This window comes from Salinivibrio proteolyticus (assembly GCF_001996165.1).
GTDB lineage: Bacteria > Pseudomonadota > Gammaproteobacteria > Enterobacterales > Vibrionaceae > Salinivibrio > Salinivibrio proteolyticus.
Genome location: NZ_MUFP01000014.1, coordinates 38,361 through 56,886, shown reverse-complemented (window position 1 = coordinate 56,886; position 18,526 = coordinate 38,361). Strand labels below are relative to the sequence as shown.

Below are 18,526 nucleotides of genomic sequence, written 5' to 3'. Positions count from 1 at the left end.
GCCATGCGGCTTAGGATTGATGGTGTCAGGCACGGTTGTCTCCTTATCAAAAAACGCCCTACCCCTGAGGTGTTGGCTGTCACCGAGGATAGAGCGTTAAAACGTGGCATCGTGGTTATAAATCGTGAATCATGCGACCGACTGACGGCTGGCGTGCTGTCGAACGCGGGTTAAATCACGCGCCAATTGGTTCACTTCCTCTTTGCTAAATAAGGCATCAAGGTTCACCGAAAGCTTACGACGCCAGTTAGGATATTCATCGACCGTCCCCGGAATATTGACTGGCTTATCCATTTCTAACCAATCTTCCAGTTGCACACTCAACAACGCAGACTGTCCTGCCGCTACATGCAGCTGCAACGCTCGGCTCAGATAACCGTCCATTGGCACATAACGCGCGTCATCACCGACCCCTTCAGGCAACATGCCATGCCAACGCACACTGTCGAGAATGCCTTGTTTGGCTTTTAAACGGCCATCAAACAAGGCTTGCAACTGTGACTCGTCCGGATACAGCCCCAATTCTTGTCCCATTTTCAAATCGTCGCAATGCCAAAAACCTCGGATGGTTGGCATATCATGGGTACACAAGGTAGCCATTGCTTGCTCTGCATAATGGGCGGGGGAAATAAAGCCACCATCGTCTTTCGAGGTTTCAAAGAAGAAGACCTTGTAAGAATGCACCCCCGCATCACGCAGTAAATCGACAATCTCATCGGGAACGGTCCCAAGATCTTCACCAATCACACTGCATTGATGACGGTGCGACTCGAGTGCCAAAATCGCCAGCATGTCTTTAACGGGATAATAAAGGTACGCGCCTTCAGTGGCATTTTTCCCTTTCGGAATCCACCACAAACGAAGCAAACCCAACACATGATCGATGCGCAGTGCGCCGCAGTGTTGCATGTTTGCGCGTAGCAGCTCGATAAATGCTTCATAGCCGGTTTCTTTCAACGCATGTGGGTCAAACGGCGGCAGTCCCCAGTTTTGACCTAATGGCCCCAGCACATCCGGTGGCGCACCGATACTCGCATCCAACACCAATGGCGAATGATCGGACCACGTTTCGCTGCCCGCATCAGACACCCCAACCGCCAAATCGCGATACAAGCCCATCGACATGCCTTTTTCTTCAGCCAGACGCTGTGCTTCTTCAATCTGCCCTTGTGCAATCCATTGTAAATACATATACAAGTGGACACTGTCTTGGTGTTGCTCAACAAAAGCCTGGGTCGCCGCACTTTCGTAGCGTCGATATTTTTCCGGGAAGACTGGCCAGCCCCAAATACTGTCATCATCCGCGCGCAAATGCTGATGCAATGCATCAAAGGTCGCTTGTTGCTTCAAGCTATCGCCACCTTGCTCAACAAAGTCGAGAAAGGCGCGGCCGCGGGCTGTGTCTTGGGTCAGGTGTCGCTGTTTAAACTCCTCGAAAAGCAAGGGTAAAACGGCCATCTTCAGTGCCACCACTCCGCTGTAATCGACCCAATGCGTTTCCCGCACGGCCTGTAAACGACGCTGAAAGTCAGCACTGCCCACCAACTGCTGAGCCTTGGCACTTAATGCAAACTCCGACACCGCACTGACATCGATATAGAGCAAGTTCAACCAACGACGTGACGACGGGCTATACGGGCTGGCTGCTTCTGGGTTGGCTGGAAACAACGCATGAATGGGGTTAAGCCCCACGAAATCTGCGCCACGCGACGCCAGATCACTGACCAACTGCTTCAGATCGCCAAAATCACCAATCCCCCAGTTATGCGGGGTACGCAGCGTATAAAGTTGAATACTCGGCCCCCACATTTTTTTGTGTTGGTCGAGTTCAGGCTGCATGTAGCAACGCGCGGGTGCCACAATTAACGTCATTTCATAGGGGGTTTTGCGGCGTTTTCTCATTACCGATAAACGGTGGTATCCCCAAGGCAAGGTGCAGGGCAAATTAAAGACTAGAGGCCCGCCTTCACGACGTTCATCACGCACAATTTGGGATTGTAGATAGCCTTCAAAGCACTCACCTTGCTCGGTATCGATGCGCCAGCTAAAGTCACTCTCTCTGGCACTGGTGCCTAAGTGCAACGCAACCTCAAGGGGTTCATCGTCGCGAATGACTTGAACTGGCGACAAGACGCCTTCTTTGTGTTTTTTCTCTGCTGAGGCCAGTAGCGTTTCATCGTTACGGGTGTCATAGCCAAGTGACGTCAACAAATCGTATAAGGTGCTGTCAGGCACAGAGGCTTCAGTGCCCCAGGCACTGATGTAGCGGTCGGCTAAATTTGCCATTTGTGCGACTGTTTTAAGTGCAGGTTGTTTCATCGCATTCTCCGAGGGGTCCGCCCCCTTCTTTTATCGGCCATTGCAGTTATTGTTATTGTGGGTGGCACCCTATGCCGTGCCACCCATTTAGCATGTCAGCTTGGTATCAAAGGCTTAGCGTTTTACCGCTTTCAGTTGCCAAATGTTAGCCACATAGTCTCTAATTGAGCGGTCAGAGCTAAATTTGCCCACCAGCGCAGTGTTCAAAATTGCTTTGTGTGCCCACAGCGTTGGGTCACGATAATCGCTATCAATTTGATTATGGGCACGCACATAGTCGGCAAAATCCGCCAAACACAAGTACGGGTCGCCACTGGCCATCACACTATCGAATACCGGACGGAGTAATCCTGGGTGTCCGGGCGTGAAGGTGTCATCCAACAGACTATCAAGCGACGCTTTTAGCAGCGGCTGCTGATGGTATTCGTGATCAGGGTGATAACCTTTCTCACGCAATGCATTCACGCCTTCCACGTCGAGGCCGAAGATATAGATATTGTCATCGCCGACTTCTTCGCGAATTTCCACGTTTGCGCCATCCATGGTCCCGATAGTCAATGCACCGTTAAGCGCCATCTTCATGTTGCCCGTGCCCGACGCTTCTTTGCCGGCCATCGAAATTTGTTCGGACACATCGGCGGCAGGAATAATGATTTCAGCCATGCTGACTCGGTAGTCAGGGATAAAGACCACTTTAAGCTTGTCACCGACTCGTGGATCGTTATTGATCGTCTCTGCCACCTTATTAATCGCAAAAATGATCGATTTGGCGAGCGCATAGCCCGGCGCGGCTTTGGCAGCAAAGAACACCACACGAGGCGTCATGTCGAAATTCGGCTCGTGGACCAGGCGGTGATACAGCGAAATCACATGCAACAAGTTCAGATGTTGACGCTTGTACTCATGAAGACGTTTGATTTGGACATCAAAGATAGCGTCAGTGTTTAGCGTGATGTCTAGATGGGTTTTTACCCAATCGGCAAGACGCTGCTTATTGCGCTTTTTCACTGCCATAAAGGCTTTTTGGAACGCTTTGTCATCAGCATACTGGGCAATTTGCTCCAGTTGCTCGAGATGAGCTGGCCATTGATCACCAATTTTTTCACTGATCAGCGCGGAAAGATCCGGGTTACAGAACTTCAACCAACGACGTGGCGTGATCCCGTTGGTCACGTTTTGGATACGGCCCGGATAAAGCACATCAAACTCAGGGAAGAGATCGCGTTTTACCAACTTAGAGTGCAACGCCGCCACACCATTAACCGCGTACGAGCCAATCACACAGAGGTTGGCCATGCGCACCATGCGCTCGCCCTGATCGTCAATCACAGACAGCACTTGCTGTTTGCGGACATCGCCCGGCCATTTCGCAGCAACGTCTTGCAAGAAGCGGTGGTTGATTTCAAAAATGATTTCCATATGACGCGGCAGCAAGTGCGCCATTAACGACTCGCTCCATGTCTCCAGCGCTTCTGGAAGTAAGGTATGGTTGGTGTAAGCAAACGTCTGGCAGGAGATAGACCAAGCGTCATCCCAGCTCAAATGGTGCTCATCCAACAGCACTCGCATCAGCTCAGGAATGGCGATAGTCGGGTGAGTATCATTCAACTGAATGGTTTCATAATCTGGAAGGGCAGCCAGTGGGTGGCCAGCATCTAAATGGCGACGAAGAATATCCCCAACAGAGGCCGCACTGTGGAAGTATTGCTGCATCAAACGCAACGTTTTACCCGCATCATGATTATCGTTCGGGTAAAGCACTTTGGTCAGGTTGCCTGCATCAATTGCGGCTTGTTGCGCACGGGTATAGTCACCATCATTGAAGGCATCGAGCGCAAATGGCGTCAGTACTCGACCTTCCCATAAGCGAAGTGGATAAACCGTATTACTTTGATAGCCCACGATAGGCAGATCCCAAGGCATCGCTTGAATATGAAGGCTAGGAACCCATTCGCGGCGCGTGTGACCGTTTTCTTCAATCACCGCTACATGACCATAAAAGCCAACCGTTTGGGCAAGGTCAGGACGAACCACTTCCCACGGGTAGCCCTCCGGCTCACGCCACGCATCCGGTGCTTCTTGTTGGGCGCCATCTTTAAATGATTGACGGAACAGGCCATATTCATAGTGCAAACCATAGCCGACCGCTGGATACTGTTGGGCTGCGAGCGAGTCCATAAAACACGCGGCCAAGCGGCCCAAACCACCATTACCCAACGAAGGATCGCGCTCTTGCTCAAGCAAATCTGTCAGGCCAAATCCAAACTCGCTGACCACAGCCGCAATTTCATCGTAAAGCCCCATGCTGATCAGGTTGTTGCCGGTTAAACGGCCAATCAAAAACTCCAAGGATAAGTAGTTCACACTCTTAGCTTGTTTGATGGCTAAATCGTTTTCTGTTGCAACCAAGTCACTGGTGGTGTGTTCGGCCAGCGCGCGGCCTAAGGCGAGATACCAATCGCGCATCTCTGCGGTTTCAGGGGTGCGACCAAGCTGAGTCAAATGCTGGGTCATACTGGCTTTAAAAGCGCTTTTATCAAATGCGCGTTGCTGTTTAGGCGTCATGTCATCGCTCTCGTAATGGAAGAAAATCTCGATGACAGTCATCCTGCCCAAGCCTGTCGATGCAAACATCCTCCCGAGGCAGGAGGAGGAAAGGAGGAGTTGTCAGGGCGTAGAGAGCCACATCACAAGCTGTGAGTGAGCTTGCTCTCATCAATGGATAAATTTCGCGATATTGAGGTGATAAAACTCACAATTTGGGGGAACACTGACCAAAAAGCAGGTATGAAAAAACAACAACCCCTTTTGTTAATTTTGTGCGCAAACGCAAATTACGGGTTAATTCATTACGCCTATCGCGTAACCAGCGTCAAATAATGTGTCTACCCACTAAAAATTAGTGACAAACATCACAATTAAAGGGCGTAGCTGCACCAAATTAGAGCAACCGCACCATTATCAGCGCTGGATCATAGTTTGTGACAGGTCAGTTACATACACTTGCGAACAAGGATAAACGCGGCAAAGCCGCACTCGCTGTAAAGGACCTTCTCGCTATGTGGATCCCGTCAAAACTTACCCGTCCCGGCCGTCTTTACAATGCCATCTTGCGCCCGCGTGTATTGGATATCCTCCAACAAGCGCCGCATTACAAATTGGTATTGTTCCGCTCGCCGGCAGGTTACGGCAAAACCACCATGGCCGCGCAATGGCTCTCCGATCAAAACCATGTCGGCTGGTTCAGCATTGATGACAGCGACAATGATAGCTTCCGCTTTATCAACTACTTGTTGCAAGCATTAAATAAAGCGACCCATGATGGGTGCCCCAATACCGTTAAACTGGCAGAAAAGCGTCAATTTTCATCCCTGCGCGCGCTGCTCTCCGATGTTTTCGCTGAGCTGGCTGGGTTACAGTCCACCTGTTATCTGGTGTTAGATGATTACCAATTGATCGACAATGAAGACATTCATGAAGCGATGCGCTTTTTTATCAAGCACATGCCCGATAGCCTGACCTTAGTCGTGACCTCGCGCGCGAACCCGCCGCTAGGGACAGCAAATTTGCGCGTCCGCGACCTGATGATCGAGATCGGCAATGAACTGCTTGCATTTGATAATGAAGAGACCACCCGCTTTTTTAATCAACGTGTCGCCGATGGTGTCGACGAAACCACCGCAAGCACCCTCTGTGCCTACGTCGAAGGCTGGCCATCCGCCCTACAATTAATTGCGATTCAGGCTCAGCATCAAAAACGAACCCTGATGCAAAGCGCTGCCTCATGCGCCAGTTTTAACCATACCCACCTGTGGGATTATTTGGTCGAAGAAGTGTTTGATCTGCTGGACAGTGAAACCCGTCAGTTTTTAATGCAAGTTTCCGTACTGGAAATGTTTAATGACGAGCTGGTCTTTGCGCTTACCGAGCGCGAAGACGCGCTCGGCATGCTCGAATCGCTCAACCGCTACGGCTTATTCATCTATCCGTTGGAAGGAGACAATAACTGGTTCCGCTTCCACCATTTATTCGCAGAGTTTCTCGCCCATGAGCGTCAAGCACGGATCCCCCAACAGCAGCAACACTTAAACCAGCAGGCAGCACTGGCTTGGCTAAAGCTGAATACACCTCATCAAGCATTGCGYCACGCCCGCTACGCCGAAGACGATACCTTGATGGCCGATATCCTCAATCAGCACGGTTGGCGTATGTTTAATCGTGGTGAGCTCTCGACCCTCGAAGCGGCTATCGGCCAAATCAGCAATCAGTTGCTGTTCACTTACCCCAACTTAGGTCTGCTACGCGCGTGGTTAGCGCAGAGTCAACACAGATATCATGAAGTCGGCGAACTTCTCGCAGAAGCAGAGCAAGCCTACCAAGAACGTAATATCACGCTTGATATTGATTATCAGGGAAATGCCAACGCGTTACTGGCCCAAGTTGCCATCAATCGCAACGATCCTGACCAAGCAATGGCGCTGGCCGAGCTGGCACTTAGCCAACTCGATAGCGCGAACTATCGCGGTCGCATTGTCGCCACATCCGTTGTGGGGGAAGTAAATCATGTGGTTGGGCAACTTGATCGCGCCCTGTCAATGATGCAGCAAACCGAGAAGCTCGCGCGCCAGCATCAAGTGTATCACCAAGCGTTATGGGCGATTTTACAACAAAGCGAAATTTTGCTCGCGCAAGGCTACGTGCAAGCCGCATTCGAATTGTTGGATAGCGCTGATAAATTGATTGAAGATCAGCAGCTTCATCAAGTTCCCTTACATGAATTTGCGCTGCGCTTGCGGGCACAAATTCTGTGGTGCTGGCACCGATTGGATGAAGCCGAAGTGTGTGCACATAAAGGACTTCGCGTGCTGGAAACGCAGCCGCCGAGCAAACACTTGCACAGTTATTCCATGCTGGCTCGCGTCGCGATTAGCCGTGGTGAGCTCGATAAAGCGTCAAAGTACATCGACCATATTGAACATCTTCTTCGTGAATCGGTTTACCACGTGGACTGGACTGCCAATGCCTCGCTGTCACTGCTCTTATACTGGCAAGCCAAACATGAGCTCACCAATATCGATGAATGGCTTCATCAAGCCGTGCGTCCCGACACTGCCTGCAACCATTTTTGCCAACTGCAATGGCGAAATATTGCCCGTGCGTACTTACAACTGGGACATCATGACAAAGCCCGCGAGGCGTTGGCCTTCTTACGTAAAGAAGCCGATCGCGCATGCCTAGTCACGGATAAAAACCGCAATCTGATTGTGGAAGCCGTACTCGCCAGCCGCGAGCAGGAAGAAGAATATGCGAAAACCTTACTGCAAGAGGCGCTCACGCTAACCAACCAGACCGGTATGGTGGGTAACTTCTTAATCGAAGGCGAGGCCATTGCGCCCCTACTGCACCAATTGCTTCAACAACAAGCGCTCGGGGCATTGGAGCGTCATCGCGCTCAGCAGCTGCTGAAAGAAATTGCCAGTCATCAACGCAGCCGCGCCGTTCACTTTGATGAAGATTTCGTCGAAAAATTAGTGAAGCATCCCAACGTCCCTGAGTTAGTACGCACCAGCTCGCTTACGCAACGCGAGTGGCAAGTTCTTGGGCTCATTTATTCGGGCTTGAGCAATGAACAAATTGCCCAAGAGCTCGATGTCGCTGGCACCACCATCAAAACCCATATCCGTAATCTTTACCAAAAGCTGAATATTGCAAACCGCAAAGAAGCAATTGTCACTGCAGAAAATCTACTGCAACTGATGGGAAGTTAACGGATGAAGCCTACGCCTTTGGCTGTTCGCTAAGGGCGTAGGCACTGATTACTCTCCGCCTACCTTTCGTGATACGTTATTGAATTGTTGAAATATTTTCTTATTCATAAGTTTATTTATAACGCGATCACAGTTGGTACAGTTCACCTTTCAGTAAGCTTGGCCTCCCTACAAAACATAAAGGTCAACCTGATGAATCATCCATTAAGCAAACATCCTCTTGCACTGCCTTTTACGATTGCCTCGGCGATTGTGTTAACAGGCTGTCAATTAAATGACGATAACTCTGACGTCGATACCAACCCAACCGCCAGTGTTCGTGATGCGGGCACCAGCGATGCCAGTGTGCTATTTGCTGACGCCGATACCCTGCTCACTCATCAAACCAACGCCACCTCGCTCACCTTGTATTACTCCGCGGATGGCACGATGCGCTATAACCCAGACACGCAGCAAGTGGAAAACGCCACTGCGAGTGTCGAATCTACCCTTGCTACTAGCGATAATTGGCAGACATCGTTCCCCCATTTGCAAGGTAACGTCAAAGGGTTCGATTTTGACTTTGTTAGCGCCAACATAACCCTGAAGCAATGGCTTAAAGGACAGCTTCTCGCTATCGCCAAAGACGGTGATACCGTATTAACCGCAACCGATGTGCAACCGGCCCGCGCGCTTGATGCCTTGTACGCAGAACACGCCGAAAAACTTAACTATGGTGCCGTCCCTGACGCTGGACACACTGAGTTTCGTTTATGGGCACCCACCGCACAGCAAGTCTCGCTAGTACCCTATCAATCGACGAGCGAACAAAACGCGCCAAAGCAGCGCCAGACACCCATTAAAATGGACTTCGACGCCAACTCAGGAAGCTGGCATGTTGCCACCACGGCGCTGAATCATGGCGACTATTACCGCTATCAACTATCGGTCTATCACCCTACCACGCATCGTATCGAGCGTCTCGAAGTCACTGACCCTTACTCACATAGCTTGTCGACCAACTCCAGCTATTCGCAGGTGGTCGATCTGAATGCACCCGCGCTTAAACCCAGTGGCTGGGATACGCTGAGTGCACCTCATTCGCAGCAAAACCCTGCCAACAGCGTGATTTATGAGGCGCACGTGCGTGATTTTTCCGCGCTCGATCAATCCACACCAGAGAATCTGCGCGGTAAGTATCTGGCTTTTACCCAAAATAGCACCGCCCCGGTCAATCACTTAAAAGCGCTTTCTCAATCCGGCGTTACCCACTTACACCTGCTCCCCGTGTTTGATATTGCCTCCATCAACGAAGACACGGCGCAGCGTATCGATTTAACCGACCGTTTCTCCACGCTATGTGACAAAGCACCTTCGCTGAAAGAGACGCCAAGGCTGGCGAGTGAGTGCGACAACAATCAAACCATCCAAGCGGCATTAATGGATTTAGCCACCCAAGACAGCGCTGACACTCCCTATGTGCAAACGGTGATGGCGGCGATGCGTCAATACGACAGCTTTAACTGGGGTTACGATCCTTTCCATTACACCGTGCCCGAAGGCAGTTATGCGACCGAGCCTGAAGGCACCGCGCGTATCCTCGACTTTCGTAAAATGATCATGGCCATCAAACAAGATATCGGCATGAATGTGGTGATGGACGTGGTCTACAACCACACCCACCAAGCAGGCTTAGGGACCTATTCTGTGCTGGATAAAGTCGTGCCTTGGTATTATCAGCGCCTTAACCCCGTAACCGGGGACGTTGAGCAATCCACTTGCTGCTCCAATACCGCGCCTGAGCATCGCATGTTTGCCAAACTGATTGATGACTCGATTGCGACTTGGGTGAAAGATTACAAAATCGATGCCTTCCGTTGGGATTTAATGGGTCATCATCCGCTGGCCCAGATCGAGCACACACTTGCCGTTGCCCGCGCCATCAACCCAGATGTGTATTTCTATGGTGAAGGTTGGAACTTCGGTGAAGTCGCCAACGATCGCCAGTTTGTCCAAGCCACCCAAGCAAACCTTGCAGGCACCGGCATTGGCTCGTTTTCTGATCGACTTCGGGATGCGGTTCGCGGCGGCGGCCCATTCGATGGTGGCGAGTACCTACGCAAAAACCAAGGCTTTGGTAATGGTCAATGGGTCGCCCCCAATGATTTACAACAGCAAGACAGCGGGGAAAGAGCCAGTGCCTTGCATAATGCCGATCTAGTTCGTTTGGGTATGGCGGGTAACTTAAAAGATTTTCAGTTACAGATTGCCAATGGTGATGTCGTGCGCGGTGACGAGGTCGATTACAACGGTCAACCAGCTGGCTACGCGCAAGATGCTTGGGAGGTTCAAAACTATGTCTCCAAGCACGACAACCAAACCTTGTGGGATAACAATCAATACAAATTCCCTTACGCCATGCCGCTTGCGACACGCGTTCGTGCCCAAGCCGTGTCACTCTCAACGGCACTGCTGGGACAAGGGGTGCCTTTTGTTCACATGGGCAGCGAACTGCTTCGTTCAAAATCCATGCAGCGTGACTCCTACGACTCAGGCGATTGGTATAACCGCGTCGACTTTACTCAACAAACCACGCAGTGGGACAAAGGGTTGCCGCGTGAAGATAAAGACGGCTACAACTGGCCAACGATTGAAACCGTGATTGCCAACCACAACAGCGAGGCCAAACCAACACCGCAGGCAATCAGCAACATGGACAGTTACTTTAATGAGCTGGTGGCGCTGCGCACTTCATCTGGACTGTTCCACTTAGGCCAAGGCAGTGTGATCAACCAACGTGTCAGCTTTCACAACACGGGCGCCTCACAAATCCCCGGGCTGATTGTGATGCAGCTTGATAACAGTGGCAGTCTGCACGACAGCAATATTGATGCGACGCGTGATGGAATTATCGTCGCGATCAATGCCTCAAGCCAAGCCATCAACGACTTTGCCAGCATCGACGCCACCGGCTATCAGCTTCACAGCTTGCAAGCCAATGCGGGCAACGGCTCGATAGCGTATAACCAACAGGGGGCTCACGTAACCAACGGCAAACTTACCGTACCCGCTTGGTCCGTCGCCGTATTCGAGAAATCTCATCAACCTTAACCATCATTTGGGGGAGTGCTGCTCCCCCTTATAATTCCCCCTACCCCACAGGATGAATGTCGGTATAATGCGCGTCTCAGCTTTTATCGATGAATAGCATTATGATCAAGAACCTGATCTCAACTTACCTTAAAGGCATGGCGATGGGCGCTGCGGATGTGGTTCCTGGTGTCTCTGGCGGTACGATCGCATTTATTACCGGTATCTACACGCAGTTGCTTGAGAGTATTCGGCGTATCACGCCGCGCCTTTTTACACTATGGCGCCAAGAAGGCTTCAAAGCGGTCTGGCAACATGTTAACGGTACCTTTCTTTGTGTACTCTTAGCCGGCATTCTGACCAGCATTGCCAGTTTGGCAAAAGGGATCAGTTGGATGCTCACTCATCATCCCATTCCGCTTTGGTCGTTTTTCTTTGGTCTTATCATTGCCTCGGCCTTTCACATGGCCAAGCAATTACCGACGCCTAAGTTCACCGTTAAAACCCTTATCGCCGGTGCGCTAGGGGTTGGATTTGCTTATTGGATTACCGTCGCCAGCCCACTTCATTTGACCGCAAGCCCGGCCACAGTGTTTCTCTCCGGCGCGATTGCCATATGCGCTATGATCCTGCCCGGTATCTCCGGCAGCTTTATTTTGCTTTTACTTGGCATGTACAGCCCTATTTTGAGTGCGGTTCATCAAGCGCAATTTGGCTTATTGGGATTATTCGCTGTTGGTGCGGTAACCGGCTTACTGACGTTTTCGCACCTATTGTCATGGCTACTACGCCGCTATTATGCGCTGACGCTCGCGTTTCTGACCGGTCTGATGTTGGGCACCTTGGGTAAGATTTGGCCTTGGAAACATACCCTCACTTGGCGCACGAACTCATCCGGTGAACAAGTGCCGCTGGTGCAAGATAACCTCTTTCCCGGCGCCTACGAGGCCGTGGTGGGACATCCGGCACAAGTTGGCCTTGCGGTGATTGCCATGATAGCGGGCTTTGTGTTGGTATTGCTGTTGGAGCGCTTTGCCCCCAGTCAGGACTAAATCATGGACTCTTCTCTCACCGACTCACGTAGCAGTCATCGCCTGCTGACGATTGCAGGCATCGTCGCAGTATTTGCGCTCGCATTCAGCGCACCAACATGGCTAAATACCCTTGCCGATTGGATAGAGGGAGGCTCCACGGCCTCTCTTAACTATTGCTCATTAAACCAACAAACCTGCCATTATCAAGGCTATCAAGCCAGTTTATCGGACCCGACCATCCACCCCATGCACGCTAACACGCTGACCTTCACAACATCACAACCTCTCAATAGCAAAACCCTGTTAGTTAAGCTAAAAGGTGTTGAGATGAATATGGGAGAATATCGCTTAGTGCTGAATCAAATAGATGAAACGCACTATCGCGGCGATTTGATGCTTCCGGTATGTACTGAGCAGACCATGACGTGGGCAGGAACCATTACGGTGCCAAATCAGGGTCAAACACAATTTCCGATCAAAGTGACCATGGAGCGACCATGAGCAAAAAAGCATGGCTAGTGGCATTATTTGCGGTTTGTTTAGGGTTAGGCGCACGCGCTTACTATGACAGTTATCAAGTAAGGCAGCAGCAAACGCAAGCCGGTGCCTTGCAGTCAGACGGGCAACCCTTCAACCTTTTCAATGAAGCAGACCCTAGGCCCCGGATTGTTTATTTTGGTTACACTCATTGCCCAGATGTGTGCCCCACCTCGCTGGCGGTATTATCGGCGGCGCTCAAGTCACTGCCACAATCGACACAAGATGCGGTGTCACCTGTCTTTATTACGCTGGATCCAAAACGGGATACCAGTGAAAAAGCGGCCGAATATGCCCATTTCTTTCATCCGGCCATTACAGGTGTGAGTGGCAGTAACGAACAAATTGATCAACTGGCGAAGCGATACGGCGTTTTGTATCAAATTACCGAGCTTGAAGACTCCGCCATGGATTATGCCGTTGACCATAGCTCATACTTTTATTTTCTTTCTCCCAACGGTGAGCTTTTAGAAAAGGTGCCCCACACCTTGAACCCTCAAATGATCACCGCCGCTATTTCTCGAGTGACTGACACCAATAAGGAACCATAATGTCGTTTTTTCGCCTTTTTATCTCAGCCATTGCGCTTTTCACTGCATCTTTCAGCCATGCTCATGGTGAATTTTTTATCCATGATGCCTATGCGCGCGCCAGTGCACCGGGCGCTCCTAACAGTGCCGCCTTTATGGTGTTAGACAATCAAAGTGATGTGCTTAAACGTGTTGTCAGTGCCCAAACCCCTGCGGCAAAACGCGTTGAGCTACACGAGCACGCCATGGCAGATGGCATGATGAAGATGCGCCAAATCCCACAAATTCTGGTGCCCAGCGGCGAACAAGTTGTCCTTCAGCCGGGCGGCTTGCATGTTATGTTGTTCGACTTAGTGAAACCTCTTAAAGTGGGCGAACATATTTCCCTGACCCTAACCACCGCTGATGGCCATTCACTGACCAAGCAAATTCCAGTGAAATCTGTCATGGAAGGCATGCAGCACCATAACGATGAAGGAAACCATCACCACCAATAGCGTTTAACACGTCTTAATGGATGAGTCACACAGCGCGTTAAATGTTAACTGTGTCAAGGTATGGCCGCCAAGTTGAGGATTCAGCAGCAAAATCTCCTATCACCGTCTATGGTAAAAGTTAGTCGCGCTTGCGCGTGACCCTTTTGACGTGATTGCTATCTCCAACAACAATAGCGAGGTTCTCTATGAAAATCCGTCCAATGGCGCTAGCAGCAATAGCTTCAACTGTATTGCTCGTCGGCTGTACCAGCAACACGGCACTACAACAAAGTGTTGATGATTTATCCGCGAAAGTCGATGCGCTGTCTAACGACGTTTCCATGATGAAAAATGATTCTCAAATGGCGCACGACGAAGCAAAACGCGCTAACGAACGCATTGATAACATGGCACAGTCTTATACCAAATAAGGCAATTCTGAAAAGATAAAAACGGCGCCTTCGCGCCGTTTTTTGTTTATCCGTGATTACCTCATTCTGTCACTAAGGGGTATCCGCTCTCACCAGATCAGACGCGTTTGTCAGGCCTTGCTCATTGAGCCTGTGCCACGCCTTTAACTGCAACGGGCTCAGCTCCGCCACTTCAATCGGCACCCCTTGTTGCACGGCCAGTGCGGCACGATAGCGGCGCGTGGAAATACCCATTCGCTCAAGCTTGGCAATGATCGCCGGATCGGGGGATAGGAGAATACGTTGCTGCGTTTCTTGCTCCGTGCGCGACAATGGCCGATGGGCTTCCACCATAATTCGTCCATCTGGTTCAATACTGACCTTGGTTGCCGTATCAATGATCCGCACGGGCGTGTTGACATCCACCGCCTCAAAAAGCCAAGCCACATCATCGGGCCGTAACCGGATGCAACCGGCACTCACGCGTAAACCAATACCAAATGACTTATTAGTGCCATGAATTAAATACTCGCCATTCCCATAGCCGAGACGTAGTGCATGGTGTCCTAACGGGTTATCGGGACCGGCAGGGACCACGTCTGGCAACACAATATTGCGTGTCCGCTTATATTCTTCTCGAATACTTTGCGGCGGCGTCCACGTCGGATTTTGACGCTTCTGGCTGACGTAGGTTTGCATCACGGGCGTTTCACGGCCAATTCGGCCGATGCCAATCGGAAAAATATGAACCCGTGGATCTTGCTCCGTCGCGTCATTCTCCCCTTGAGGAGCTGGCGGGTAGTAATAGAGCCTAAGCTCCGCCAAGTTGATCACAATCCCTTCGTAGGGAGTGTCGGGCAACAGATGCTGCTGGGGGAGCTTGATCAGTGTACTGGGCTCTGGCAAGTACGGATCTACGCCGGGGTTTAGCGTCAATAATGCTAAAAAGCCGATATCATACTGTTTTGCAATGGCTTCAAGATGCTCGCCTTCTTGCACCTCATGCATGGCGGCATAGCCGACGAGCCGACTGCCATCCAACGGTAACGGATAGCTCACCGCCCATGCTGGGGAAACGCTCAGCCCCCACCCGATGGCAAGCACCCAAAGCGCATGATAAAACCGCTTAAAAATACATCCTTGCGCCGGCTGCGCCTTCAAATTCAATATCGCCTTTCTCCTCCCAGTACCATGTGGTACCGGCTTCCGCAAACAACTCTACATCACCGGTGCCTACGGGAAGTGTCACCCCTAGCCCAGCTCTCGGTCCCCACTGATGGGTAGAATCATCTACCCACTGACCACCAGCATAGATATACATGGGGGCATATTCCATCCGGCCTAGCCATTCCCCTAAATTCCACGTCCCGTCGATCGCAATACCAAACTTATCGATCCCAGCTTGAATTTTAAATTGGTCTTGCTTGATGGTCACGCCGGACATCGGCGACCCCAGAAACACACCGGCCGCCAAGCCATCAGCTGCCCGAGCGGGAAAAGAAATCGAAGCGGCAAATAAACATGCCGAACCACATAGCCAAGCTATTGTTTTCATTATCATCCATCGAGTTCATGTCACAGAGACACCAAGCACTGCAATTACCGTTCCAACTTATAAGCTTCAATGCGCCCGAAACCGGTCATACTTCGACCAACATTGGTGTACTCATCATGGCTTTTGCCCTTCATCGGGTAAACACAGAGGCAAATCTCTGCCGCCACTATCAAGCCGATGCCCGCGTTGCCGATACCTCTTTTAGTGGCAGAACTAGACATGCTTCGCCCAATCACACCGACTTGTGATGAGAAAGTGCGCACAGAGTGGCGTTTCTCTCTGATTTATTGGGCGATTTTGGTGATATAATGCATACTTTATGACGTGCGATAAATCAGTCGTGTTTTGGTAGGAGTGGCTCGTTTTTGTTAGATGATCTCGTCTCGCTCGCGCTTCGACAATTTCAACAAGATTGCGTCAAGCTTTGCGAACATCATTACCCCACAGTGCATAACCGCGGGATGCGTGACCCACACATGGGTAAAGCACTGGCACGTCGTTTAATGCGCGTGTTGGAAGCGCACGACCGCCCCGCTCAGTTTCACTTGCTCGATGACAGTCGTCCCCACAGCCAAACCGTTTATCAACTGCAACTGGATGGCGCCGCGGTTTACATTCTTGCTCACCGTCTGCTCAGTGGGAATTTGGCCTGTCGTGATGCACTGGTGCGCGATGTCGCATGGTTGCTCAACCACGGTATTACCAATCCGGCAGAGCCCGGGCGAGTGATCATTGTCAGCGACCACTGGATGGATAGAACCAATGCCAGCAAAGCGATTCCCTCTTGGTGGCTAGGCCATCAACCGATTCATGCCGACTCTTACCGCGCGCAAGGGATTAAACTGGCCAGTGCGACCACCAGCCTCGCCGAAACCATCGAACCATTGGGGCTGACCGATGGGCGCTATCGCATTTTCCACCCTTTGTTTCGTAAAAAAGATGGCCTGCCGTTGCATAAGTACCTGCTACTCACCGCCACCTTTCCGCTCGGTGTCGACGAATAACTCTTACTCGCTTGGCTTATACCACACCGATTGGAAATCGAACCAACCCACCGCATTCGATGCCACATCTTGCAAGTCCGGCGTGGCAACCACACCCGTCCAGATATGAAATAACGGCACCACCTGCTGGGCAACCAGCTCACGCGCCAAGGCTTCAGCGCAATCTGGCTTAGCCTGCTCACGCCAACGGGTGGTGTAACGGGTAACTTTATTTAGCAACTCATCGGTGAACGCATGCAAGAAAAGATCGTGATTACCCAGCCAATTGAATAATCCTTCTTCTCCGCGGATCCCAAAACTGATCGCCCCTAACCAGATGTCGATTTTTCGGCTGTATTTCCCACCAAAATACGCATCTGGCGACAGCGCCATGGTTTCTACTTGAATGCCTTCTTCAGCTAAATGCGCTTCGATGGCGGTTGCGATCAGCGGATAAAGAGGATGGTCCGCCAAATAGGCCACACTCAATCGCGTCGGGCCCGGTAGCTCTGGCATCGATACTGGCTGGGTGTGATGGATCCAACCGGGCATCAAACCATAAGCATTAAACAAGCGGTATTCACCCATCCCGTTCGCGGCTAAACGCGGCAGCAATTGCAAGGAAGACAACTTGGCATGCAAGTAAGCACGCCAGCGTGCACTTTTCGCCAACCCATCACGACAATTGAGCATCAAATACCCTGCCCCTTGGTCCATTTCAAGCTTTTGGCTTAACGCAGCTGGCGGCTTAACCGCATAGTCCGGCATACGATCCGTACTTGGGGTGAGATAACACATGGCCGCTTCATCAAACACCATCAACTGGATTTCATCCGTTAACGCGCGATAGCCAAAGTAATCATCAAATGCTTGGAGCACCAAGCGGTGATCCTGACGCTCAGCCACACGATAGGGGCCTGTGCCAATTGGCTGATCTGCAAACCCTTTTTGCTGATCGCAATCGGCGGGTAAAATAACTGCTTCAGGCAAGGTTAACGCATGATCAAAACGCGGGTCGGGTGACGAAAGCGTTATATCAATGATCCGTGCGGCAGGTGATGTCACTTTAGCGATGTGGGCAAAAAACCGCCGAGACGATAGCGCAGACAAACTCGCCACCACATCGTCTTCACGCATCATACGCCCATCATGAAATCGCACGCCGGGGCGCAGATAAAAGCGCCAATGGGTATGACTAAGTGCCTCCCAATGGTGAGCTAAATCCGCACAGACTTGCTTATTACCCTCTTGGTATTTCACCAGCCCGTTAAAAATCTGCCCCACCAAGTGCTCTTCAGAACGGCGCAGAGGGGTACGCGGATCAAGGCTTTCAAGCTGACGATAATACGGCAAGCGTACAATCTGGCGACCATTTAAGGTGCTCGGCCCCAATTGCTTTTGGATCAACGCCGCAAGCTTGGTCGAATCATTATCCAAACAGGCGAGTGCTTGGTCCATTTTGCCCTGTGCTAACCAATGGGCCGCTTGCTCGTCACGCAGGGCTGACTCGGTACGCAAAAAAGTCAGCCGTGACAATTTGCCTCGCCCAACGGATGGCGCCCACGTCAGCCAATGCTGCTCCTCCAATTTATTTAGGACCATCCGCGCATTACGCCGCGTACACACCAAAATATCGGCAATCGCCTGTAACGTAGTATCCGAATCTTCCCCGTTAAAGTGATGATAAAGACGGGTAAATTGTGCGCGTAGCCGCTGTCCAGACATAAAAGGGGAACCTAAAGGCAGTATCAGTCATTATTGATACTTCCTATTTTACGCGACAACGGACAGTCCGTCTGCCCAGTTTGAACGCAATCAGATCGAGGCTGTGATCTCTGGCAGGCT

At 51.1% G+C, this 18,526-nt stretch carries 13 protein-coding genes; 8 read left to right on the top strand and 5 right to left on the bottom strand.

The annotated features are described in order from the left end of the window. Positions 1-129: 129 nt before the first annotated feature. Both malQ and BZJ19_RS11425 read right to left on the bottom strand, forming a co-directional pair. Positions 130-2,319 (bottom strand): 4-alpha-glucanotransferase, encoded by a 2,190-nt coding sequence (gene malQ / locus BZJ19_RS11430; RefSeq protein WP_077675722.1) that lies wholly within the window; start codon positions 2,317-2,319, stop codon positions 130-132. Between the two features lie 114 nt (positions 2,320-2,433). Beyond that, positions 2,434-4,884 (bottom strand): glycogen/starch/alpha-glucan phosphorylase, encoded by a 2,451-nt coding sequence (locus BZJ19_RS11425; protein WP_077675743.1) that lies wholly within the window; start codon positions 4,882-4,884, stop codon positions 2,434-2,436. Between the two features lie 494 nt (positions 4,885-5,378). Between BZJ19_RS11425 and malT the strand changes: the two genes are divergently transcribed. The 7 genes from malT (at position 5,379) to BZJ19_RS11390 (ending at position 14,164) form a co-directional block, all read left to right on the top strand. Then, on the top strand, positions 5,379-8,087 hold the full coding sequence (malT, locus tag BZJ19_RS11420) for an HTH-type transcriptional regulator MalT (RefSeq protein ID WP_077675721.1): 2,709 nt from the start codon (positions 5,379-5,381) through the stop codon (positions 8,085-8,087). A 192-nt stretch (positions 8,088-8,279) separates the two neighbouring features. Continuing rightward, on the top strand, positions 8,280-11,177 hold the full coding sequence (gene pulA / locus BZJ19_RS11415; protein ID WP_077675720.1) for a pullulanase-type alpha-1,6-glucosidase: 2,898 nt from the start codon (positions 8,280-8,282) through the stop codon (positions 11,175-11,177). A gap of 101 nt (positions 11,178-11,278) precedes the next feature. Continuing rightward, the gene (locus BZJ19_RS11410) at positions 11,279-12,208 is read left to right on the top strand and encodes a polyprenyl-phosphate transporter (protein ID WP_077675719.1); all 930 of its coding nucleotides are present in this window, start codon (positions 11,279-11,281) and stop codon (positions 12,206-12,208) included. A gap of 3 nt (positions 12,209-12,211) precedes the next feature. Then, positions 12,212-12,691: a hypothetical protein gene (locus tag BZJ19_RS11405; RefSeq protein ID WP_077675718.1), complete on the top strand. Its 480-nt coding sequence runs from the start codon at positions 12,212-12,214 to the stop codon at positions 12,689-12,691. Then, positions 12,688-13,278 carry an SCO family protein gene (locus BZJ19_RS11400; RefSeq protein ID WP_077675717.1) on the top strand — a complete coding sequence of 197 codons (591 nt, stop codon included), beginning with the start codon at positions 12,688-12,690 and terminating at the stop codon, positions 13,276-13,278. The genes BZJ19_RS11405 and BZJ19_RS11400 overlap by 4 nt, the downstream gene beginning before the upstream one ends. Next, positions 13,278-13,754 carry a copper chaperone PCu(A)C gene (locus BZJ19_RS11395; protein ID WP_077675716.1) on the top strand — a complete coding sequence of 159 codons (477 nt, stop codon included), beginning with the start codon at positions 13,278-13,280 and terminating at the stop codon, positions 13,752-13,754. Before BZJ19_RS11400 ends, BZJ19_RS11395 begins: the two co-directional genes overlap by 1 nt. Before the next feature lie 185 nt (positions 13,755-13,939). After that, on the top strand, positions 13,940-14,164 hold the full coding sequence (locus tag BZJ19_RS11390; protein ID WP_077481026.1) for an LPP leucine zipper domain-containing protein: 225 nt from the start codon (positions 13,940-13,942) through the stop codon (positions 14,162-14,164). Positions 14,165-14,236: 72 nt separating this feature from the next. On the opposite strand, the gene BZJ19_RS11385 is transcribed toward BZJ19_RS11390, so the two are convergent. Together BZJ19_RS11385 and BZJ19_RS11380 are read right to left on the bottom strand one after the other, a co-directional pair. Next, positions 14,237-15,247, bottom strand: coding sequence for a L,D-transpeptidase family protein (locus BZJ19_RS11385; protein ID WP_420876435.1), 1,011 nt, complete (start codon positions 15,245-15,247; stop codon positions 14,237-14,239). A 22-nt stretch (positions 15,248-15,269) separates the two neighbouring features. Then, positions 15,270-15,698: a hypothetical protein gene (locus tag BZJ19_RS11380; RefSeq protein WP_102136134.1), complete on the bottom strand. Its 429-nt coding sequence runs from the start codon at positions 15,696-15,698 to the stop codon at positions 15,270-15,272. Positions 15,699-16,063: 365 nt separating this feature from the next. Between BZJ19_RS11380 and BZJ19_RS11375 the strand changes: the two genes are divergently transcribed. Beyond that, positions 16,064-16,702, top strand: coding sequence for a hypothetical protein (locus BZJ19_RS11375; RefSeq protein WP_077675714.1), 639 nt, complete (start codon positions 16,064-16,066; stop codon positions 16,700-16,702). Between the two features lie 3 nt (positions 16,703-16,705). On the opposite strand, the gene BZJ19_RS11370 is transcribed toward BZJ19_RS11375, so the two are convergent. Continuing rightward, positions 16,706-18,406, bottom strand: a complete 1,701-nt coding sequence (locus BZJ19_RS11370; protein ID WP_077675713.1) for an SgrR family transcriptional regulator — start codon at positions 18,404-18,406, stop codon at positions 16,706-16,708. Positions 18,407-18,526 lie beyond the last annotated feature (120 nt).